The sequence below is a fragment of the Sphingomonas sp. DC4900 genome, from assembly GCF_049896485.1.
Lineage (GTDB): Bacteria > Pseudomonadota > Alphaproteobacteria > Sphingomonadales > Sphingomonadaceae > Sphingomonas > Sphingomonas aquatilis.
In genome coordinates, this window is sequence record NZ_JAFCUK010000002.1 from 254641 (window position 1) to 276615 (window position 21975).

The window sequence follows — 21975 nt, forward strand, 5'->3', positions numbered from 1 at the left end:
CTTGGGGCCGAGTATTCGGCGGCTTTCTTTGACCCGAACGTCGAAATTTTCGACTCAAATTTGCCATAGATTGCTCAGCCCTTGGGATGCCAGCACTCTTGACGCCAAAGATGGCGAGAAAAAGGGGGTCACACGTCACGCCCACTTATCCAAACACACCAGTGCTAAGTAAACTAGGTCGTCAGAGGTTTAATAGCATCGGGACCCGCTCAATCCCGCATCACACACGGCTTGATCGCCTCGGGCTCCGGCCTTGGGCCGACCGCCTTGAACGTCGCCATGTAGCCGCCCGCCGACGGCATGTCGGTCATCGCGACCTGGCGGTAGCCGACCGCCTCGAACTCGCACTTCAGCAGCGCAGGCGGCGTGCCGTGGTTCTTGGTCTGGCGGTTGGCGTCGACGACGACGACCAGGCCCTCGGGCTTGAGCGAGGGCCTGAGGCGCCAGAGGAATTCGTAGGGCTGTTCGATCTCATGGTACATGTGGACCATGAGGACGCGGTCGAAGCTCGCCGGGGGTAGCTTGGGGTCGGCGGGGGTGCCGAGGCGGACGGCGACGTTTTCGAGGTCTTCACGGGCGACGCGTTCCGCCAAAGCATCGCGGACGCTGGCGACGATATCCTCGGCCAGCACGCGGCCGTGTTCGCCGACGCGTTGCGCGAGGCGGATGGTGTAATAGCCCTCGCCCGCGCCGATGTCGGCGACGGTCATGCCCTTGGCGATGCCGGCCTTGTCCATCACCTCCGACGCTTCGTTGAGGCGATCGCGCGCCTCTTCGTTCGACCAGCGGGCCGAGACGATATGCGCGACGGGGCGGTCGGCAACCGGAAACTGGCTGGGCGCGTCGTCGCGCTTCAGCAGCGGCTTGGACCCGTCGCACGCGGACGCGACGAGGCACAGCCCCGTGGCGGCGGCGATGGCGCGGGCCCGGGGCCGGATCAATCCACGTCCTCCACGTCGACCTTCTCGCCCGTCACGCGCTGCGAAAGCGCGGCAGCCATGAAGGGATCGAGCGCGCCGTCGAGCACGTCGCCGGGCGCGGTGGAGGTGGTGCCGGTGCGCAGGTCCTTCACCAGCTGATACGGCTGGAGGACATAGCTGCGGATCTGGTGGCCCCAGCCGATGTCGGTCTTGGTGGCGTTTTCGGCGTTGGCGGCCTGTTCGCGCTTCTGCAGTTCCAGTTCGTACAGGCGCGCGCGCAGCTGGTTATACGCCTCAGCCTTGTTCTTGTGCTGCGACCGCTGGTTCTGGCACTGCACGACGATGCCGGTGGGGATGTGCGTGATGCGCACCGCCGAATCGGTGGTGTTGATGTGCTGGCCACCGGCGCCCGACGCGCGATAGGTGTCGATGCGCAGGTCGCTTTCATTGTAATCGACGACGATATTGTCGTCGATCACCGGATAGACCCAGACGCTGGAGAAGCTGGTGTGGCGGCGTGCGGCGCTGTCATACGGGCTGATGCGGACGAGGCGATGGACGCCGCTTTCGGTCTTGGCATAGCCATAGGCGTTCTCGCCCTTCACCAGCAATGTCGCGGACTTGATGCCCGCCTGTTCGCCGGCGTGATAGTCGATCAACTCGACCTTCATGCCGCGGCGTTCGGCCCAGCGCGTGTACATGCGCTGGAGCATGCCCGCCCAGTCCTGGCTCTCGGTGCCACCGGCGCCCGAGTTGATTTCGATATAGGTGTCGTTGGCGTCGGCCTCGCCCGCCAGCAGCGCCTGGATCTTGTCGTGGTCGGCGCGTTCCGCCAGCGCAGCGAGCGCCTCGACGCCCTCCTGCTCCATCGCGGTGTCGCCCTCGGCCTCGGCCATCTCGATGAGTTCGACGGTGTCGTCCATCTCGGACTGGATGGCGCGGGTGGCGGTGATCGCCTCGTCCAGGCGGCGGCGTTCGCGCATGACCTCCTGCGCGGCCTTGGGGTCGTTCCACAGCGCCTGGTCCTCGACGCGCGCGTTCAGCTCGTCGAGGCGGCGCAGCGCGCGGTCCCAATCGAGGAACCGGCGCAGCAGCGCCAGCGCGTCATTGATACGGTCGACGTGGGACTGCGCTTCGGCGCGCATGAAACTTCTCCAAAACCAAACGTCATGCCAGCGAAGGCTGGCATCTCATGCGGCAAAGATGGTGCCCCACGAGGAAGATCCCAGCCGGCGCTGGGATAACGAACAGAATGTTCGCTAGTAGATTCCGCCTTCCCTTTGCAAGAAATCGCTGTCGCGCTGCGTGCTGGTGGCGCGTTGCGGAGCGGCGGCGGTGGCGGTCGCGGCGGGGGTGGGCCCGCGATGGATCGCGCGGCGCGGCTCGCTCTGCGGCTTGAACGCTTCCCAGATCACCGCCGCCTTGGGATCGGTGTCGGTCGGGAAGGTGCCGTAGACCGGGCGACCGGTGGCGCGATCGATGCGGACCATGCGGATGCCGGCGGGGGCGCGGAACGGGATCTTGTCGAGCCCCTCATAGGCCTTGACCGCGAATTCCTTGAAGATCGGCGCGGCGAAGGTGCCGCCCTGCGCATAGCCGCCGAGGTTCGAGGGCGTGTCGTAGCCGACGTAGAGGCCGCCGATGAACTGCGGCGTGCCGCCAACGAACCAGACGTCCGTCGGCCCGGTCGTCGTGCCGGTCTTGCCCATCATCGGCCGGTCGAGGTCGCGCAGCACGACGGCGGTGCCGCGCTGGATGACGCCTTCGGTGATGTGGACCATCTGATAGGCGGTGAGCGGGTCGATCGCCTGGCGCGTGCGGTCGCCGGGGCGCGGCATCGGTTTGCCATTATAGTCGGGCGCGTTGCAGCCGTCGCAGCCGCGCCAATTCTCCGGCCAGATCACCTTGCCGTGGCGGTCCTGCACGAAGTCGATCAGCGTGGGTGCATGGGCGCGGCCCTGGTTGATGAGCGTCGCGTAGGCGTTGACCATGCGGCTGACGGTGGTGACGCCCGCGCCCAGCGCATTGGCGAGATAGGGCTGGTAATCGCCGACGCCCATCCGCTTCATGACGTCGACGACGCGCGGCATGCCGGTGGTCGCGGCGGCGCGGACGGTCATCAGGTTGCGCGACTGTTCGATGCCCCAGCGCATCGTGTGCGGCCCCGCCCCGCGCGAATTGCCGAAGTTGCGGAAGCACTTCTGCCCCAGACGCGCGCCCTGGTAGACGCAGAACGGGCCGTCGACGATGATGCTGGCGGGCGTCATGCCGTTTTCCAGCGCGGCAGAATAGACGATCGGCTTGATGGTCGATCCGGGCTGACGCATCGCCTGCGTCGCGCGATTGAACGCCTGCAAGCGGCTGTCGAACCCGCCCTGCATCGCTAGGACGCGGCCGGTCTGCGGCTCTTCGACGACGAAGCCGCCGCTGATCTTCGGCACCGAGCGGATGGCGTAGCTGCTACCTTGCGGCGCGACGGCGATGATGTCGCCGGCCTTCAGCGCGGCGAAGGCGGTGCCGCCCTTGCCCCGGACGGGCATCTGCGCCGCGCCGCGCGACAGCGTGCCGGTCTTGCCGTCGGCGAACCCGATCTGCCACGCGTCACCCTCGCGTGAGATCACGATCGCCGCGCGCCAATCCTTATAGTCGAGGCCGATGTTGGTGTTGAGCAAAGGCTGCAGCCAGCCGTCCGCGTCGTCGAGGTCGACGTGGCGCAGCGGACCGGACCAACCGCGCCCCGAATCGTAGCGGAGCAGGCCGTCGCGCAACGCTTGCGCCGCAAGGTCCTGCAGCCGCGTGTCGAGGCTGGTGCGCACCCACAGGCCGCCGGCGTAGACGCTGAACGGGCCATCGCGCTCGGTCTCGCCGAACTTGTCGATCAGCTGGCGGCGGACCTCTTCGACGAAATAGCCGCCGACGCGTTCGTATTTCGGCGTGCGGCGCAGGATGGTGCCAAGCGGTTCGGACACCGCTTGGTCGTGCTGGGCCTGCGTAATGAAGCCGTTCTTCAGCATCTCGCCGAGCACGTAATTGCGGCGGGCGAGCGCGCGATCGGCGTGGCGGACGGGATCGTAGTTCGACGGCCCCTTGGGCAGGATCGCGAGATAGGCGAGCTGCGCGAGATCGAGCTCGTTCAGTTCCTTGTCGAAATAGGCATGGCTCGCCGCCTCGACGCCAAAGGCGTTCCGGCCCAGCGCGATCTGGTTGAGGTACAGCTCCAGGATCTGCGGCTTAGTGAGCGTGTCCTCGATCTTATAGGCAAGGATCGCTTCCTTGAACTTGCGCGTCGGCGAATATTCGTTGCCGATCAGCAGATTCTTGGCGACCTGTTGCGTGATGGTCGATCCGCCCTTGGCGCGGCGGCCGGTGCCGAACTTGCGCACGTAATCGATCACCGCGCCGCCGAGGCCCGGATAGTCGACGCCATGGTGTTCGAAGAAGGTCTTGTCCTCCGCCGCCAGGAAGGCGCGGACGAGCAGCGGCGGATATTCGGCGTAGCTCAGCTCGACGCGGCGTTCGCGGGCGTAGGACTGGATCGGCGCGCCATCCGCGCCGCGCACGTTGGTGGGCAACGGCGGTTCGTAGCTGCGCAGCTGATCGACCGAGGGCAATTGCCGCAGCACCGTCACCCACACCACACCGTATCCGGCGACCGCCAGCACGGCGAGGATGGCAAGCCCCTTCACCCACCAGCGGCCCCACGAGCGGCTGACGAGGCCACGCACGCCGCCGGCGTCGCGGAAGGCGGTGAATCGGCTGGTGCGGGGGGGATCGGACGCCATAGACTGGAGCGCGCATCTACACGGCTTTGGCCGCGCTTGCCAGCCTGTGGGCGGGCGGACTGGTGCGAAGGGGCACGAACCGATAGGCGGCGGCGATGCTGGTCGCGATCCTCCTCGTCCTGACATTGGGCTATCAGGCGCTGATCCTGTGGCGCGGGCAGTTGATGGCGGGGTGGCGGATCGGCTTTGCCGCGCGCCACCTGCGCTGGGCGTCGGGGCTGTGGCTGGGGTACGGCCTGCCGGCATTGCTGGGGCTGGCGGCGATCGGGGGTCTGGGGGCGATCGGCGGCGTGCCGCTAGCTTTCCTACCGCTGGCGCAGACACTCGGTCTGCCGCCGGGGGCTATTTCGGCGACGACGATCGCGCTGGGGCTGGCAGGCGGTAGCGCGCTGGGGCTGGCGCTGACCTGGTGGCGGGCGCGGCGCGGGCGCGGGCCGTGGACGATCGGCGATGCCAGCTCGCTGCTGCCGCGGCGCGACGGCGATCTGTGGCCGGCGGCGGTTCTGGCGATATCGGCGGGGGTGACGGAGGAGCTGTTCTTCCGCCTGTGGCTCCCGCTGATCGTGACGCTGGCCTGCGGGTCGGGCGCGGTGGGGATGGGCGTGGGCACCGCCGCCTTTGCCGCGATGCACCGCTATCAGGGCTGTGCCGGGATGGCGGCGAACCTGATTGGCGGTGCGCTGCTCGCGGCGCTGTACATGGGGACCGGCAGCCTGTGGGTGGCGATCGCGGTGCATGCGCTGGTCGACCTCAACGCACTCGTGCTGCGGCCGTGGGTGGCATCGCGGGTGCGGGCGGCGGATTGACGTCCCTATCCGTCACCCCGGCCGAAGAGCCGGGGTCCCGCTGATCCCGATACTGCGGAGGAAGCGGGACCCCGGGTCAAGCCCGGGGTGACGGAGTCAGTTCTTCAGGCGCCAGCCGCTTTTGAAGATCCAGGCGATGATGGCGAGGCAGAGGATGAGGAAGCCCAATGTGACGCCGAGGCTTACGGCGATGTCGACGTCGCCCTTGCCGAAGAAGCTCCAGCGGAAGCCGCTGACCAGATAGACGACCGGGTTGAACAGGCTGACCGTCCGCCAGGGCTGGGGCAGCATGTCGATCGAATAGAAGCTGCCGCCCAGGAACGTCAGCGGGGTGATCAGCAGCATCGGCACGAAGTTCAATTGTTCGAAGCTCTTGGCCCAGATGCCGAGGATGAAGCCGAACAGGCTGAACGCGACCGCGGTGAGCAATAGGAACGCCACCATCGCGGCGGGATGATCGACGCGGATCGGCACGAAGAAGGCGGAGGTGACGAGGATGATGATCCCCAGCACGACCGACTTGGTCGCCGCCGCGCCGACATAGCCCAGCACCATCTCCATCGCCGAGACGGGGGCGGAGAGCAGTTCGAAGATCGTGCCGGTGAATTTGGGGAAATAGATGCCGATCGACGCATTGCCGACGCTCTGCGTGAGCAGGCTGAGCATGATGAGCCCCGGCACGATGAAGCTGCCATAGCCCACCCCGTCCACCGTCTGCATCCGGCTGCCGATCGCGCCGCCGAAGACGATGAAATAGAGGCTGGTCGTCAACACCGGCGCGACGAGGCTCTGCCAGAGCGTGCGCAATGCGCGGGCCATTTCGAAGCGATAGATCGCCCAGACGCCGTGGAGATTCATGCGCGCCCCGCCTTTCGGAAAGTCACAAAAGTCGCGCCGACGACGGTGTTTTGCGCGCTCATGCCCGCTCGCCCACCAGGTCGACGAAGATGTCCTCGAGACTCGATTTCGAGGTTTCGAGGTCCTTGAACGCAATGTCGCGTGCGGAGAGTTCGCGCAGGAGCGAGGGGATGCCGGTATGCTCCTCGGTCGCGTCGAAGACGTAGCGCAGCGTCTTGCCGTCGTTTTCGAGGCTGAGGTGCCAGCGGTCGAGGCCGTCGGGCACCGCCGACAGCGGTTCGACCAGAGTAAGGTCAAGTTCGCGCTTGCCCAGCTTCTTCATCAGCGCCGATTTCTCGTCGACCAGCAGCAGCTGCCCCTTGTTGATGACGCCGACGCGGTCGGCCATTTCCTCGGCCTCTTCGATATAATGCGTCGTCAGGATGATGGTGACGCCGCGTTCCCGCAGGCCGTGAACCAGCTTCCACATGTCGCGGCGTAGCGCGACGTCGACGCCGGCGGTGGGTTCGTCAAGGAACAGAATCTCGGGTTCGTGCGCCAGCGCCTTGGCGATCAGCACGCGGCGCTTCATGCCGCCCGACAGCTCCATGATCTTGGCATCGCGCTTGTCCCAGAGCGACAGATCGCGAAGGATCTGTTCGATATAGGCGCTGTGGCCCGAGCGGCCGAACAACCGCCGCGAAAAGGTGACGGTGGCGAGCACGGTTTCGAACATGTCGACCGACAGTTCCTGCGGCACGAGGCCGATGCGGCGGCGCGCGGCCTTATAGTCGGTGATGGCGTCGTGCCCGGCGACGTGGATCGTGCCGGTGGACGGCGTGACGATGCCGCAGATGATGCTGATCAGCGTCGTCTTGCCGGCGCCGTTGGGGCCGAGCAGCGCGAAGATTTCGCCCTTGTTGATCGTCAGGTCGACGCTGTGGAGGGCGGTGAAGCCGCCCTTATAGGTTTTGGACACGCCGGACACGGCGAGGATCGGTTCCGGCATTGATGCGCCCCCTTGGTGCGGCGGGAGATAGGGTGCTCAAGCGACTGGAAAAAGGGGGGCACCGATGCGTCTGCGATCGGCGCCCGTCCGTCATTCAGCCGCGAGGGGGATATCCGCCATCGCGTCGCGGGCGCGGTCGGCGCTCATCACCCGGTTGCGGCCCGCGGATTTGGCGTCGTAAAGCGCGGCGTCGGCGGCGGCCATCAGCGCCGGGATCGTGCGGCCGTGCCGTTCCGACGTGGCGACGCCGAGCGATGCCGAAATCGGGAAATTATAGGCGCTCGACAGCTCGGCGATCCGGCTTCGGATCACCTCGGCACGGGCGACGGCGTGGTCGTGATCGCAATTGGGCAGGACGACGACGAGTTCCTCGCCGCCATAGCGACAGGCGACGTCGGTCTTGCGCAGGCCGACCAGCAGCAGCGGGCCGACGTCGCGCAAGATATTGTCGCCGACGGCGTGCCCGTGTTCGTCGTTGATGGTCTTGAAGTGATCGAGATCGATCATGATGATCGACGAAGCGGGCGCGGCGGGGCCGTTTCCGTCGAACAGCCGTTCGAGCGCGTCCTCCATATAGCGGCGATTATACAGGCCGGTCAGCCCGTCGCGCAGCGCCTGGGTGCGCAGGCGTTCGCGCAGCGCGATGTTCGACAGCGCGAGCGACATGCCATCGGCAAGCGCGGTGGCGACGAGGCGCAGTTCGCCGGTGTCGGCGGACTCGCCTTCCGGGGCGACCATCACCAGCATGCCGAGGATGTTGCCGCGCGCGATCATCGGCACCTCGATCGAGGCCGACGCGCCATGGTGCGCATGCATGCAGCGCAGCGACTGGTCGCCATCGCCGTTGACGTGCGGCTTGCCCCGCTTCAGCGCCCAGCATTCGTTAGGCGTGATCGTCATCGGCAACAGCTGGTCGGCGCGCGCATCGCCCCATTGGGTGGACAAATGCAGCCGGTCGCCCGAATTGTTGAAGACGTACAGCGCGCCCAGCACGCTCGGCGCGAGCTGCGACGCGGTCGCCGACAGGATCAGGTTCGCGTCGCGATGATCCTCCGCCGCCTGCAGCATGTCGTGCATGCCGAACAGCAGCTCCAGCCGACGCCGGGTCGCCGCTTCGCTGGTCATCGCATCCAGGCGGCCGCGCGATTCGGCGATCACGCGGCGGTAGGACCGGCCGATCGCCAGCGCGAGCAGGATCACCGACGCGATCTGAAACCAGAACAACAGGTTGAAGATCATCCAGATGCGCTGCGATGCGGCCGCGGCATCCGCCCGGCTGCGATCGATCGCCCGCCCGACCGATGCCTGCACTTCCTCCATCGCCCGTTCGGCAGCGGGCAGCGTGAGGATACCGACCGCGCGCGCGTCATCGTGCGTTTCATAGGCGGCGACGGTGCGGCGCCACCCCTGCACGAGCGTGTGGATTTCGCCATGGATGCCCGGATCCAGCGCATAGCTGCGCTGATCGATGCGCAGGCGCGGTACGATCGTTTCGACGTCGCGGAGCGAGGTGTAGAATTGCGCGATCGCCTTGCCGTCGTGGCGGACGCCCGCGACGTTGTGGAGCGCATCCTCGGCGTTGGACAAAGCACGCGACAGATCGGCGAGCGCGGCGGCATGCGCATCGAACCTGGTCCGCTGTTCACGACTGGCGTGGATCAGGGCGTAGGCGGTCAGCTGCGCAAGGACGATCGCGAGCGTCGCCATCAGGATCGTTCGCGGTGCCGTGAACCGCTGGGATAGCGACCGGTCGAAATGCAAGCGCTTGAAGACCGTCATGAATTGTCCTTTCGACAGGACTAGCATTCCGGACTTTGACAAAGTGCTAATGCGACGGCCGGTCCGCCTACCGCGCCCGCGCCGCAGCGATCGCTTTTTCGATCTCCTCGATCGGCAGCGCGCCGGAGAGGATGCGGTCGCCGACGACCCAGCTGGGGGTGCCGTTCATGCCGAGCTTGACCGCGGTCTGCATGTTCTTGGCGATTTCGGCGGTGACGACGGGGCTTTGCAGGCCCGACAGGCTGACGCCCGCCTTCGTCGCCGCCGCCTGGATCGAAACATCGCTGACCGGGCCGCCGGCATAGAGCGCGTCGTGGAAGGCCTGGAACTTGCCCTGCTGCGCCGCGAGCAGGCTGGCGCGGGCGGCGACGCGGCTTTCGTCGGACAGGATCGGCAGGTCGCGATAGACGACGCGCAGCTTGGGATCGCGCTTGATGAGGTCGGCGATCATCGGCAGCGAGGCGCGGCAATAGCCGCAATTATAGTCGAAATATTCGACCAGCGTCACGTCGCCCTTGGGATTGCCCGCCCAGGCGCTGCCGAACGGTGTTTCGATGTCGCGGCGGTTGGCGGCGACGGCCTGGCCCGATTGCTGGTCCTGCAGCTTCTGCATCGCCTGCGGGATGATCTCGGGATGGCTGAGGACATAGTCGTGGACGACGCGCTCGATCCGCGCCTGGTCGGGGCCGCCCGGCGAGGCGAAGCGATCGTAGCTCCAGACGGCGCCGGCGCCGATCACGGCACCGAGAGCCGCGATCAGCGGGAAAGTGTATCGGGTCATCTCTTCTTATATTTCTTGGGGTTGTCGTCCATGTCGTTCTGCGCGGCCATGGCGATGTCCTGCGCCCGAATCCAGTCGGGCGTGTTTTTCGGAATATTGGCGAGCGCGTAGCGCGCGCTTTGCGCGGCGGTGCGCATGTCGCCGTCCATGCTGGCACGCTCCGCGGTGGCGAGCGCGGCGCGCGCGGTGTCGCCGGTCAGTTCATAGGCGGTGCCGAGCTGATACCAGGCGAAGGGATTCTGATCGTCGCGGCCGGTGGCGACGCGCAGCACGCGGATCGCCTCGGAATAATGCGTCTTGTCCTCGGTCGCGATCAGCGCGTGGCCGAAGGTGGTGGCGATCAGCGGGTTGTTGCGCGAGCCTTCGGTCGCGGCGCGCAGGGGCGCAATCGCGTCGGCGGGCTTGCCGGCTTCGAGCAGGATCTGGCCGCGGATTTCCTGGAAATAGGGATCGTCGGGCTTGGCCTTGATCAGCGCCAGCGATTCGGCGTCGGCTTTGTCGGGATAGCCGGCCTTATGATAGGCATAGGCGCGCGCGTAATGCGCGTAGATGCTGGTGTCGGTGTCGGGGAAGTCGCGCAGCGTCCGCTCGGGCGGCATGACATAGCCTTCGAGCTTCGCCTTCACGCGGCGGAAGCGTTCCTCGAGCGCCGGATCGGGCGGCGTGTTCCACGACGGCGCGGCAGTGAGCACCGCGGTCAGATTGGCGATACGCTCGCCCGACAGCGGGTGGGTCTGCATGAACGGATCGATATTCTCGACGCCGTAGCGATATTCCTGCTGCTGCAACGTCTTGAAGAAGGTGAGCATCCCCTTCCCCGTGATCCCGGCGGTGGTGAGGAAGCGCGCGCCGGCGGCGTCGGCGGAGGATTCCTGCGTCCGGCTGAACGAGAGGTACTTGCCCATGCCGGCCTGCTGGCCGAGCGCCATCAGCCCCGCCCCGGCCTCGCCCGCGCCGGCCGCGACGGCGGCGAGGCCGAGGACCATCGACAGAAGCGTGATGTGCATCGCGGGCTTGATGCCGGCATCGGCGAGGACGACGTGCCCGTCGGCGATATGCCCCAGTTCGTGCGCGATGACGCCCTGCACCTGGTTGGCGCTGGTCGCCGCCTGGAGCAGGCCCGAATGGACGTACACGGTCTGGCCGCCGGCGACGAAGGCGTTGATCGAATCGTCGTTGATGAGGACGACCTTGACGTCGCGCGGCGACAGGCCCGCCGCCTTGACCAGCGGCGTGGACATGTCGGCGAACATCGCCTCCGTCTCGGCATCGCGCAGGATCGACTGGGCATAGGCCGGCTGGGCGGCCAGCAGCACGCTGGCGGCGGCGGCGATGACGAGGCGCTTCAGGGCAGGCACGCGAGCGATCATAGGCGGGCCGGGCGGCGGGGTCACGGGCAAACGACGGACGCTGGCGGGCATGCGACGGGTGGTTAGCGGCGGGCGGGTGAACGGGGGGTGAGCGGGGTTTTGGTTCGCGCGACGACACGAAGCCGCGAAGAAAAAGGGGGGGGTCGCGCAGAGGCGCGGAGGACGCGGAGGGGGCGCGGGTGCGGCGGCGTTGGTCGCGATGCTTTGGGAGGGTGTAGGCGCGCTGTCGCGCGATATCGGCTGTGCGTCCCCTACGCCTTTGCGCGCGAAAGCCGTGGGCCACCTGGCGCGCGCGGGGAGCCGTCCCCATGCCGCCGTTCGGCCTGAGCCTGTCGAAGGGCGGCTGTCCACACGCATGGGCGGTGCTCGGGGCGATCGGCCCTTCGACAGGCTCAGGGCGAACGGAGGAGGGAGAAGGGTCCCTCCCCCCCTGCCCTTTTATGCCGTGCGGTGTTCGCCCTTGACCCAGCGGACGGTGCCGGTGGAGGCGCGCATGACGACGCTTTCGGTGGTCATCTTGCCCTTGCGGCGCTTGACGCCTTCGAGCAGCGAGCCGTCGGTGACGCCGGTCGCGGCGAAGATGCAGTCGCCCTTGGCCAGTTCCTCGAGGTCGTACTGCTTGTCGAGGTCGGCGATGCCCCATTTGCGGGCGCGGGCGCGTTCGTCGTCGTTGCGGAACAGCAGCCGGCCCTTGAACTGGCCACCGACGCAGCGCAGCGCGGCGCAGGCGAGGACGCCTTCCGGCGCGCCGCCCGAGCCCATGTAGACGTCGATCGTCGTGTCTGGATCGGCGGTGGCGATGACGCCCGCGACGTCGCCGTCACCGATCAGCATCACGCCGACGCCAAGGCTGCGCAGCTCGGCGATCAGCGCTTCGTGGCGCGGGCGGTCGAGGACGCAGGCGATGATCTCGTTGGGAGCCACGCCCTTGGCCGCGGCGATCGCCTTGATATTCTCGGTCGGCGACTTGTCGAGATCGATGACGCCGGCGGGCAGGCCCGGGCCGACCGCGATCTTGTCCATATAGACGTCGGGCGCGTTGAGCAGGCCGCCTGCTTCGGCGATGGCGAGCACCGCGAGGCTGTTGGGGCCGGCCTTGGCGCAGATCGTCGTGCCTTCGAGCGGATCGAGCGCGATGTCGATCGCCGGGCCGTTGCCGCTGCCGACCTTTTCCCCGATGAACAGCATCGGCGCCTCGTCGCGCTCGCCCTCGCCGATCACGACGGTGCCGTCGATGTCGAGTTCGTTGAGCGCAGCGCGCATCGCCTCGACCGCCGCGGCATCCGCCGCCTTTTCGTCGCCGCGCCCGGTCAGCGTCGAGGCGGCGATCGCCGCCGCTTCGGTGACACGCACCATTTCGAGGACGAGAACCCGGTCGAGGAGCGTGCTGGCGTCGGACATGGGAGCCTTCCGTTTAACGTGTATAACGGGCCTGATAGACGCTGGCGGGGCGGGGTACAACGCTGATTCGACCGGGGGTGGCCGTGCGCCCCATTCGTCATCCCCGCGAAGGCGGGGATCCATAACCTCTGACGTCAGCGATAGAATCGAGACGATAGCGCGTCTGGATTCCCGCCTTCGCGGGAATGACGGAGTGGGTTGGGTGGAAATTCAATCGCGCAGCAGGTCGTTGATGCTGGTCTTGCTGCGCGTCTGGGCGTCGACGCGCTTGACGATGACGGCGCAGTAGAGGGACGGTTTGCCGTCACCGCCGCCCATCGAGCCGGGCACGACGACCGCATAGGGCGGCACTTCGCCCTTGAAGACTTCGCCCGTTTCACGGTCGACGATCTTGGTCGAGGCGCCGAGATAGACGCCCATCGACAGCACCGCGCCTTCGCCGACGCGGACGCCCTCGGCGACCTCAGCGCGCGCGCCGATGAAGGCGCCGTCGCCGATGATGACGGGGTCGGCCTGGAGCGGTTCGAGCACGCCGCCGATGCCGGCGCCACCCGACAAATGGACGTTCTTGCCGATCTGCGCGCAGCTGCCGACGGTCGCCCAGGTGTCGACCATGGTGCCTTCGCCGACATAGGCGCCGATGTTGACGAAGCTCGGCATCAGGATCGCACCGGGGGCGACATAGGCACCACGGCGCACGACGCTGCCGGGAACGGCGCGGAAGCCGGCGGCGCGGAATTCCGCCTCGCTCCAGCCGGAGAACTTCGAGGGCACCTTGTCGAACCAATGGCCGGCGCCGGGGCCGTTATCGATCAGGCTGTTGTCGTTGAGGCGGAACGAGAGCAGCACCGCCTTCTTGAGCCACTGGTTGACGCGCCAGCCGCCATTGCCGTCCGGTTCGGCGACGCGCGCTTTGCCCGCGTCGAGCAGCGCGAGGGCGCTGTCGACGGCGTTGCGCACGTCACCCATCGTGCCGAAGCCCAGATCGGCGCGGGCCTCCCACGCGGACTCGATGATGGGCTGAAGATCCTGGCTCATGATGCCTCCATGACATGTTGCAGCCACGGCGCGAGGTCGTGGACGGTGAAATCGATATGGTCGCGTGCCGCTTCCGGCCCCTGTTCGGAGCCGTTGTCGATCCAGACCGTGGTCATGCCGATCGCCTTGGCGGGCGTGAGGTTGCGCGCCATGTCTTCGAAGAAGATCGCGCGGGTGGGATCGATACCGAAGGCGGCGCAGAGACCGGCATAGGCCGAGGCGTGCGGCTTGGGCACCAGGTCCATCGCGTGGATGTCGTGCACCGCTTCGAACGCATCGCCCAGGCCCAGGCGGTCGAGGACGCGCAGCGCATAGGGCTTGTCGCCGTTGGTGAAGACGAGCTTGCGGCCGGGCAGTTGCGCGATCGCGGCGGCGAGCGGAGCGTCGGCCTCCAGCACGTCCATCTCGATCGCATGGACATCGGCCAGGAAATCGTGCGGATCGACGTGGTGTTCCGCCATCAGCCCGGTCAGCGTCGTGCCGTGGCGGTGGAAATAGTCCTTCTGGAGCCGGCGCGCCTCGTCCCACGGCAACTCAAGAAGCCGCGCGACATAATCGGTCATCCGCTGGTCGATCTGCGCGAACAGGTTCGCGCGCGCCGGATAGAGCGTATTGTCCAGATCGAAGATCCAGGTGTCGATATGGGCGAGCGCAGGCAGCATCGCCGCGCGTCTAGGCGGGGCGGCGGCCCTGCACAAGCAAGGGCGGCGTGCTTTGGCTTGGGGCGGGACAAGCCACTCTATGATTGCGAGCGATCACTCGCATAACCATATTCGTGGCATGACACGCTTTTCCCTGCTCGATCTGGTGCCCGTCGTCGAAGGCGGCACCGTCTCGCAATCGCTCAGCCGTGCCGCCGACCTGGCGCGCCACGCCGAGACACTGGGCTTCCAGCGCTATTGGGTGGCGGAGCATCATGGCATGCGCGGTATCGCCAGCGCGGCGACCGCCGTGGTGATCGGCCATGTCGCCGCGGCGACGAAGACGATCCGCGTCGGTGCGGGTGGGATCATGCTGCCCAACCATGCGCCGCTGATCATCGCCGAACAGTTCGGGACGCTCGACGCACTGTTCCCGGGGCGGATCGACCTGGGCCTCGGCCGTGCGCCGGGATCGGACCAGCGCGTCGCGCAGGCGATGCGGCGGACGCTGGAGAGCGACCCCAACGCCTTTCCGCGCGACGTGATGGAATTGCAAAGCTATTTCGCCGACGACGGGCGCACCGGCATTGCCGCGACGCCGGGCGCGGGCGCGAATGTGCCGTTGTGGATCCTGGGGTCGAGCACCTTCGGGGCGCAGCTCGCGGCGGCCTTGGGGCTGCCCTATGCCTTCGCCTCGCACTTCGCGCCCGATGCGCTGGATGCGGCGCTGGCGATCTATCGGCGCGATTTCCGCCCCTCGGCGCAGCTCGACCGGCCCTATGCGATGGCGGGGTTCAACGTCTTCGCCGCCGACACCGATGAGGAGGCCGAGCTGCTGGCGAGTTCGCAGCAGCAGTCGTTCGTCGCGCTGCGCACCGGCCATCCGCGTCAGCTGCCGCCGCCGGTCGCGGGCTATCGCGCCTCGCTGGGGCCGCAGGGGTCGGGGATACTCGACCATGTGCTGCAATGTTCGGCGGTGGGATCGCCCGAGACGGTGGCCCGCCAGACCGCGGCGTTTCTCGAGCGGACGGGCGTCGACGAGGTGATGGTGGCGAGCGCGATCTACGATCACGAGGCGCGCAAGCGGAGCCTCGCGATCACCGCCGAGGTGTTGAGCGGGCTGGCGGTGCCTGCCTGACGCGCGCGTGGTGCGCGGCGCGGGCGAGCAGCGCGTCGAGGTCTTCGCGCGCGATGTCGAACGTCTCGTGCATGTCGGCGAGCGCGGCGTCGATGTCGCCGTCGGTGAAGGGGGACGCCGGCACCGGCGCGACCCGGTGCGGATAGGCGTGGCCGGACACGCGGTGGAAGGCGAGGCCGGCGAGGACCAGCAGCGCCGAATCGAGCGCGACCGGCGAGAACGGGAACCACGGGCTGGCCGGCGTGTGTGCGGCGGTCAGCAGCACGACGCTCAAGGCCACCGCGCCGCCGGGCGGATGCAGGCAGCGCGCCAGCGACATGACGACGATCGCGCCGCCGACCGCGACCGCGGCGGCGAGCGCCGTGTGTGGCACGAGCGCGACCACCAGCAGCGCCCACAGGCCCGAGACGGTATTGCCGCCGATCACCGACCAGGGCTGCGCGAGCGGGCTGGCGGGGACGGCGAAGACGAGCACCGCGCTCGCGCCGATCGGGGCGACGAGCAGGGGCGAGGTGCCCGCGTGGGTGGCGAGCGCGGCGATCAGGCCGGTGAACAGGATGCCGCAGGCGGCGCCAAGGCCGGCGCGGAGGCGGTCGCCCAACTGGGCGCCGGCGAGGATCGGGCGGAAGGCGGGCATGGTGCGCGCGTTAGCGGTGGAGGTGTGGGGGCGGCAATCCTTTCGCCCTTCTGTCCGTCACCCCGGACTGGTGCCGGGGCCCACTCTGCGGCGAGGGGAAAGGCTAACGCCTCTCGCCTTCCCCCTGCGGCCCGGTGGACCCCGGAACGAGTCCGGGGTGACGGGGGGATGGGGCGGCGGAGCCGTGCCTCAGTTGGCGGCGGGCAGTCGCAGGCGGACGAGGAGGCCTCCGAGGTCCTCGCTTTCCTCCAGCGCAACGGTGCCGCCATAGATTTCGGCGACGTCGCGGACGATGGCGAGGCCCAGCCCGGTGCCGGGCTTGCCCGTATCCAGGCGAACACCGCGGTCGAAGATTCGGATGCGGTCTTCCTCGGGGATGCCGATGCCATCGTCCTCGATCATGAGTTCGACGAAGCCCGCTTGGCCCGTCACCGTCACGAAGACGCTGCCGCCGCCGTACTTCGCCGCGTTCTCCACCAAATTGCCGAGCATTTCGTCGAGGTCCTGCCGTTCGACATGGACCTGCAGATCCTTGGGCCCGGTGATGTCGATGCGGACGTGACGGTACAGCCGCGCCACCGCGCGCTCGACCGATTCGAGGCTGGGCCAGACGTCGGCGCGGCTGTGCGCGGAGCCGCGACGGCCGACCGCGCGGGCGCGGGCGAGATGGTGGTCGACCTGGCGCCGCATCGTGCGCGCTTCGCGGATCACCGTGTCGGCGAGGTCTTCCGATTGGGCGGTCGCGGCGTTCATGATGACCGTCAGCGGCGTTTTCAGCGCATGGGCGAGGTTGCCGGCGTGGCGGCGCGCTTCCTCGGCCTGGCGTTCGTTGTGTTCGATCAGCGCGTTCAGCTCCTCGACCATCGGCGCGACCTCGTCGGGCATCGCGGTGTCGATGCGGTTCGACTGGCCGGCGCGCATCCGGGCGATCTCTTCGCGCACCCGGCGCAGCGGCCACAGTCCGTACGAGGTCTGGAGCCACGCCAGCACGACAAGGCCCAGCCCGAGCAGCGCGAAGCTGCGCACCAACGTCCGCCGCAGCACGGTGATCTGCGCGTCGAGCGTGCCGCGACCCTGCGCGACCTGGAAGCGCCAATGGACCTTCGACCCCGGCAGCTGCGCGTCGCGTTCGACGATCCGCAGCTTCTCGTCGGGGAACTGGCGGCTGTCGTAGATATGGATGTTGCGGTCTTCGTGCCGGCCGCCGAATTGCAGGCGCCGGTCCCACAGCGAACGCGAGCGGAAGAAGGCGTCGCCGCCGACCTGCGCACCGGGCGCCGACACCTGCCAATAGAGACCCGAATAGGGTTCGACGAAGCGCGGATCGGTGGCGGCGTCGCGGCTGAACAGCACCTCGCCATCCGGCCCGATCTCCGACGAGGCGAGTAGCGAGCGCAGGACATATTGCAGCTGGTCGTCGAAGTTGCGCGTGACGGCGGAAACCAGCACGCGATCGAGCGCGAAGCCGCCGCCGACGAGCAGCAGCCCGATCCACGCCGCCGCGATCAGGATCATGCGGCGCGAGAGCGATCCGGTGGTCTTCGCGCGCTTGCTGGGCGGCGATTCGGCGAGCGGGGGGGTGTCCATAGACGTCTTCACGAAACCGTTCGCCCTGAGCCTGTCGAAGGGCAGTGAGACTCACCGTGCTTCGACAGGCTCAGCACGAACGGGGTGTAAGCGGCGCCGGTCAGGCGTCGGGGTCTTCGAGGCTGTAGCCGAGGCCGCGGATCGTGGTGATGACGTCCTGGCCCAGCTTCTTGCGGATGCGCGTCACGAACACTTCGATCGTGTTCGAATCGCGGTCGAAATCCTGGTCATAGATATGTTCGATCAGCTCGGTGCGGCTGACCACCTTGCCCTTGTGATGGAGCAGGTAGCTGAGCAGCTTATATTCCTGCGCGGTCAGCTTCACCGGCTCGCCGGCCTTGGTCACCTTGCCCGAACGCGTGTCGAGGCGGACGTCGCCGGCGGTGAGTTCGCTCGACGCATTGCCCGACGCGCGGCGGATCAGCGCGCGCAGGCGGGCGATCAATTCCTCGGTCTGGAACGGCTTGGCGACGTAATCGTCGGCGCCGGCGTCGAGCCCCGCCACCTTGTCCGACCAGCTGTCGCGCGCGGTGAGGACGAGCACGGGCATCGTCTTGCCTTCCTTGCGCCAACGGTCGAGCACGGTCAGGCCGTCGATCTCGGGCAGGCCTAGGTCGAGCACGATCGCGTCGTAATTCTCGGTGGAGCCGAGGAAATGCCCCTCTTCGCCATCGGTGGCGAGATCGATGGCATAGCCCGCGCCTTCGAGCGTGTTCTTGAGCTGTGTCCCGAGATTCGGCTCGTCCTCGACGATCAGAACGCGCATGTCAGTCCCTCTTTATCTTCCGGTCCGGCCGATGATCTGGCCCGAGCGGCCATCGACATCGACCCATACCACGACGCCATCGCGCATGAACTTGAGCGTGTAAACCGAGCTACCGAAATCGAGGTCGAAGCCCAGATATTCATAGCCCTTCATCGTCGGGATCACCCGCGCCTCGATCGCGCGCGGCGACAGCATCTCGCCCTTGCGGCGGGCGTCATAGGCGCGTTCCTGGTCGCTGCGACGCTGGTCGGGCGCCTGCGCGAACGCGGGCACCGGCGCGGCCAGGGCAAGGAGCAACACGGGCAGAACCATCTTCATGACGCCTTGCATAAGCGGGAGGCATTGAACACCCTGTGAATGACACGGTTGCATACCATTCAGGCACAGCCACTCGCCACGCTTGCCGGGACACGCGCCGCCGCCTACCTGCGGGAGCATCATGGCTGCCCCCATTCTCGCTTACGAAGACCTTGGCGTTATCCAGGGCCACGGCTGGCTGTTCCGCCACCTCGACATCCATATCGGCGCACGCGACCGGCTGGCGCTGATCGGGCGCAACGGCGCGGGCAAGACGACGCTGCTGAAGCTGATCGCCGGCGCGATCGACGCCGACGAGGGGCGGCGCGTGATCGTGCCGGGCACGCGCGTCGTGCTGCTGGAGCAGGAGCCGAGCCTGGCGGGCTGCGCCACCCTGGCCGATTACGTGCTGCGCGGCGATGACGCGCCCCTACGCCATGAGGCGGAGGCCATCGCCGACCAGCTGGGCATCGACCTTGGCCGAGAGGCGGCGTCCGCATCGGGCGGCGAGCGGCGGCGCGCGGCGATCGTGCGCGCGCTGGCGCAGGACCCCGACGTGCTGCTGCTCGACGAGCCGACCAACCACCTCGATATCGCCGCGATCGACTGGCTGGAGGACTGGCTGGGCCGGTTCAGGGGCGCGTTCGTCGTCATCAGCCACGACCGCACCTTCCTGACGCGCCTGACCAAGCAGACACTGTGGATGGACCGCGGGTCGATCCGCCGCGCCGAAATCGGCTTTGGCGGGTTCGAGGCATGGACCGAGCAGGTCTATGCCGAGGAAGAGCGCAATGCGCAGCGGCTCGATGCCAAGCTGAAGATCGAGGAGCATTGGCTGCAACGCGGCGTCACCGGGCGGCGGCGGCGCAACCAGGGGCGGCTTGCGAAGCTGAAGGAGATGCGCGCCGAACGCGCGGCGATGATCGGGCCGCAGGGGGCGGCGAACCTCGCGACGGCGGCGGACGACAGCAAGACCAAGGTCGTGATCGACGTGAAGCATGCGTCGAAGAGCTTCGGCGCCGGAGACCAACAACGTGCGATCATCAAGGACCTCAATCTGCGTGTCACGCGCGGCGACCGGATTGGCATCGTCGGCCGCAACGGCGCGGGCAAGACGACGCTGCTCAAGCTGCTGACCGGCGAGATGGCGCCCGATGACGGCGAGGTGAAGCTCGCCAAGACGCTGGACGGCATCGTCATCGACCAGCAGCGCAGCCTGATGGCGCCGACCAAGACGGTGCGCGAGGTGCTGGCCGACGGCGGCGACTGGATCGACGTGCTGGGCGTGAGAAAGCACATCCACGGCTATCTGAAGGAGTTCCTGTTCGATCCGTCGCTGGCGGAGGCGAAGGTGGGGACGCTGTCGGGCGGCGAGCGGTCGCGCCTGCTGCTGGCGCGTGAATTTGCACGCGAATCGAACCTGCTGGTGCTCGACGAGCCGACCAACGACCTCGACCTCGAAACGCTCGACCTGTTGCAGGAGGTGATCGCAGATTATGCGGGGACGGTGCTGATCGTCAGCCACGACCGCGACTTCCTGGATCGCACGGTGACGGTGACGCTGGGCCTCGACGGATCGGGGACGGTCGACGTGGTCGCGGGCGGATATGAGGATTGGGAGCGGCAGCGGAAGACGCCGGTGGCGGCGGCGAAGAAGGCCGCGCCCAAGCCGGTCGCGGCCGCGCCGGTGCAGGCGAAGACGAAGCTCAGCTACAAGGACCAGCGCGACTACGATCAGCTGCCCAGCCGGATCGAGGCGCTGGATGCGGCGATCGCGCGCGACGAGGCGGCGATGGCGGACCCGGCCTTGTACACGCGCGATCCCAAGCGCTTCGCGGCGCTGAGCGCGGCAATCGAGGCGGCGCGGGCCGAAAAGGACGCGGCGGAAATGCGCTGGCTGGAACTGGCGGAACAGGTCGAGGGGATGGGGTAATTCCTCTCCCGGCGGGAGAGGAAGAGACGGCGCAGCCGGCGACAGGTGAGGGTGGGTGCGGGACGGCTGGTGGCAGTCGCTGGCCGTCCCGCACCCACCCTCACCCTTCCCACCGCTAAAGCGGCGGGCCCCTTCCCTCTCCCAGAGGGAGAGGGCGCTACAGGCTGCGCCCCAGACGCGCTGACGCAGTTGCAGGAGCCGCAGCGGTAGCGGTTCTGGATTCCCGCCTTCGCGGGAATGACGGGGTTTGGGAATGGGTTCGCCTACCCCCTTCGTCATCCCGGCGGAGGCCGGGATCCATGGATGCGGGCGGTTCGTAGGTCGCGTGCCCTCGCCTGCTTCGTCGTGTCCATGGATCCCGGCGTTCGCCGGGATGACGAAGGAGGGGCGTCTTCCTTCGGATTAGGGCAGGCTGCGCCCCAGGCGGCCGGCGACTTCGGTGACATATTGCCATGCCACGCGGCCCGAGCGGCTGCCGCGGCGGGTGGCCCAGTTGATCGCCTCGGCCGCGTCGAAGGGCAGGTCGTAGCGGGCGGCGTAGCCGGCGACGATCGCGCAATAGCCGTCCTGGTCGAGCGCGTGGAAGCCGAGGCTGAGGCCGAAGCGGTCGGCGAGCGCGAGCTGGTCGTCGATGCTGTCGCGCGGGTTGATCGCGCTGCTCTGTTCCTCGATGTCGCGCGGCATCAGGTGGCGGCGGTTAGCGGTTACCAGCAGGCGGACGTTGGCCGGGCGCGCCTCTGCGCCGCCTTCGAGCAGCGAGCGCAAAATGCGGCCCTCCGCAGGCGCTTCGACGCCGAGGTCGTCGAGGAACAGCGCGAAGGCGCGGGGGACGCTGGCGAGGCGCGCGAAGAGCTGCGGCAGCGTGTCGAGCGCCGCGACCTCGACCAGCGCGATGGCGCCGCCCTCGGCCTGTACGGCGCCGACCGCGGCCTTCACCAACGCGGACTTGCCGGTGCCGCGCGCGCCCCACAGCAGCACGTCCTGCGCCGCGGCGCCGGCGGCGAGGCGGCGTAAATTCTCGATCAGCGCGGTCTTCTGCTTGTCGATGCCGACCAGCAATTCGGGCGGCAGCGGCGCGAAGGCGCGGGCGGCGACTAGCACGTCCCCCCGCCAGACATACGCGGGGTGCGCGGCGGGGTCGGCGCCCGGCGGCGGCGGCGGCGACAGGCGGTCGAGGGCCGCGGCGATACGCAGCAGCGGGTCGGTGGCGGGATCGGCCATGGCGTGCGTCATGGCGTGGCCGTCCGCCGCGC

The 21975-nt window shown here is 68.0% G+C and carries 19 protein-coding genes; 3 read left to right on the plus strand and 16 right to left on the minus strand.

Translation table 11 applies throughout. The features are described 5' to 3' along the window. Positions 1 to 209 precede the first annotated feature (209 nt). The 3 genes from ACP690_RS03720 to ACP690_RS03730 form a co-directional block, all read right to left on the minus strand. Entirely contained in the window at positions 210 to 941 is a 732-nt protein-coding gene (locus ACP690_RS03720) for a class I SAM-dependent methyltransferase (protein ID WP_063687569.1), read from the minus strand. Beyond that, the gene (gene prfB / locus ACP690_RS03725; RefSeq protein WP_147036098.1) at positions 938 to 2065 is read right to left on the minus strand and encodes a peptide chain release factor 2; all 1128 of its coding nucleotides are present in this window, start codon (positions 2063 to 2065) and stop codon (positions 938 to 940) included. Before prfB ends, ACP690_RS03720 begins: the two co-directional genes overlap by 4 nt. Positions 2066 to 2179: 114 nt before the next feature. Next, positions 2180 to 4702 (minus strand): penicillin-binding protein 1A, encoded by a 2523-nt coding sequence (locus tag ACP690_RS03730; RefSeq protein ID WP_426260182.1) that lies wholly within the window; start codon positions 4700 to 4702, stop codon positions 2180 to 2182. A 95-nt stretch (positions 4703 to 4797) separates the two neighbouring features. On the opposite strand from ACP690_RS03730, the gene ACP690_RS03735 reads away from it, so the two are divergent. Continuing rightward, a complete protein-coding gene (locus ACP690_RS03735; protein WP_426260183.1) occupies positions 4798 to 5508 on the plus strand; it encodes a CPBP family intramembrane glutamic endopeptidase in 711 nt (236 codons plus the stop codon). A 96-nt stretch (positions 5509 to 5604) separates the two neighbouring features. Here the strand turns inward: ACP690_RS03735 and ACP690_RS03740 are convergent, their stop codons facing one another. The 8 genes from ACP690_RS03740 to ACP690_RS03775 form a co-directional block, all read right to left on the minus strand. Then, a complete protein-coding gene (locus tag ACP690_RS03740; protein WP_147037050.1) occupies positions 5605 to 6366 on the minus strand; it encodes an ABC transporter permease in 762 nt (253 codons plus the stop codon). Between the two features lie 58 nt (positions 6367 to 6424). After that, positions 6425 to 7354: an ABC transporter ATP-binding protein gene (locus ACP690_RS03745; protein ID WP_426260184.1), complete on the minus strand. Its 930-nt coding sequence runs from the start codon at positions 7352 to 7354 to the stop codon at positions 6425 to 6427. Between the two features lie 90 nt (positions 7355 to 7444). Continuing rightward, entirely contained in the window at positions 7445 to 9133 is a 1689-nt protein-coding gene (locus tag ACP690_RS03750) for a sensor domain-containing diguanylate cyclase (RefSeq protein ID WP_426260185.1), read from the minus strand. Between the two features lie 67 nt (positions 9134 to 9200). Beyond that, entirely contained in the window at positions 9201 to 9914 is a 714-nt protein-coding gene (locus ACP690_RS03755) for a DsbA family protein (RefSeq protein WP_426260186.1), read from the minus strand. After that, entirely contained in the window at positions 9911 to 11284 is a 1374-nt protein-coding gene (locus ACP690_RS03760) for a M48 family metalloprotease (protein ID WP_426260187.1), read from the minus strand. The genes ACP690_RS03755 and ACP690_RS03760 overlap by 4 nt, the downstream gene beginning before the upstream one ends. Positions 11285 to 11722: 438 nt before the next feature. Further along, on the minus strand, positions 11723 to 12685 hold the full coding sequence (glpX, locus tag ACP690_RS03765; protein ID WP_043059882.1) for a class II fructose-bisphosphatase: 963 nt from the start codon (positions 12683 to 12685) through the stop codon (positions 11723 to 11725). Positions 12686 to 12895: 210 nt separating this feature from the next. Continuing rightward, positions 12896 to 13723 carry a 2,3,4,5-tetrahydropyridine-2,6-dicarboxylate N-succinyltransferase gene (gene dapD / locus ACP690_RS03770; protein WP_426260188.1) on the minus strand — a complete coding sequence of 276 codons (828 nt, stop codon included), beginning with the start codon at positions 13721 to 13723 and terminating at the stop codon, positions 12896 to 12898. Further along, positions 13720 to 14385, minus strand: coding sequence for a pyrimidine 5'-nucleotidase (locus ACP690_RS03775; protein ID WP_147037046.1), 666 nt, complete (start codon positions 14383 to 14385; stop codon positions 13720 to 13722). The genes dapD and ACP690_RS03775 overlap by 4 nt, the downstream gene beginning before the upstream one ends. Positions 14386 to 14503: 118 nt before the next feature. Here ACP690_RS03775 and ACP690_RS03780 point away from each other — a divergent pair, with 118 nt between their 5' ends. Beyond that, complete coding sequence (locus ACP690_RS03780; RefSeq protein ID WP_426260189.1) at positions 14504 to 15502, plus strand: LLM class flavin-dependent oxidoreductase; 999 nt, start codon at positions 14504 to 14506, stop codon at positions 15500 to 15502. Here ACP690_RS03780 and ACP690_RS03785 read toward each other — a convergent pair. The 4 genes from ACP690_RS03785 to ACP690_RS03800 form a co-directional block, all read right to left on the minus strand. After that, positions 15462 to 16139 carry an HPP family protein gene (locus tag ACP690_RS03785; protein ID WP_426260190.1) on the minus strand — a complete coding sequence of 226 codons (678 nt, stop codon included), beginning with the start codon at positions 16137 to 16139 and terminating at the stop codon, positions 15462 to 15464. The two genes, ACP690_RS03780 and ACP690_RS03785, sit on opposite strands and share 41 nt — an antisense overlap. Before the next feature lie 189 nt (positions 16140 to 16328). Beyond that, entirely contained in the window at positions 16329 to 17726 is a 1398-nt protein-coding gene (locus ACP690_RS03790) for a sensor histidine kinase (RefSeq protein WP_426260191.1), read from the minus strand. Between the two features lie 100 nt (positions 17727 to 17826). Then, entirely contained in the window at positions 17827 to 18492 is a 666-nt protein-coding gene (locus ACP690_RS03795) for a response regulator transcription factor (RefSeq protein ID WP_017977544.1), read from the minus strand. A gap of 12 nt (positions 18493 to 18504) precedes the next feature. Beyond that, the gene (locus ACP690_RS03800; RefSeq protein ID WP_286165152.1) at positions 18505 to 18810 is read right to left on the minus strand and encodes a hypothetical protein; all 306 of its coding nucleotides are present in this window, start codon (positions 18808 to 18810) and stop codon (positions 18505 to 18507) included. 121 nt (positions 18811 to 18931) lie between these two features. Between ACP690_RS03800 and ACP690_RS03805 the strand changes: the two genes are divergently transcribed. Then, the gene (locus ACP690_RS03805) at positions 18932 to 20722 is read left to right on the plus strand and encodes an ABC-F family ATP-binding cassette domain-containing protein (protein ID WP_426260192.1); all 1791 of its coding nucleotides are present in this window, start codon (positions 18932 to 18934) and stop codon (positions 20720 to 20722) included. A 402-nt stretch (positions 20723 to 21124) separates the two neighbouring features. Here ACP690_RS03805 and ACP690_RS03810 read toward each other — a convergent pair whose 3' ends face one another. Continuing rightward, the gene (locus tag ACP690_RS03810) at positions 21125 to 21955 is read right to left on the minus strand and encodes a DUF815 domain-containing protein (protein WP_231291968.1); all 831 of its coding nucleotides are present in this window, start codon (positions 21953 to 21955) and stop codon (positions 21125 to 21127) included. Positions 21956 to 21975 lie beyond the last annotated feature (20 nt).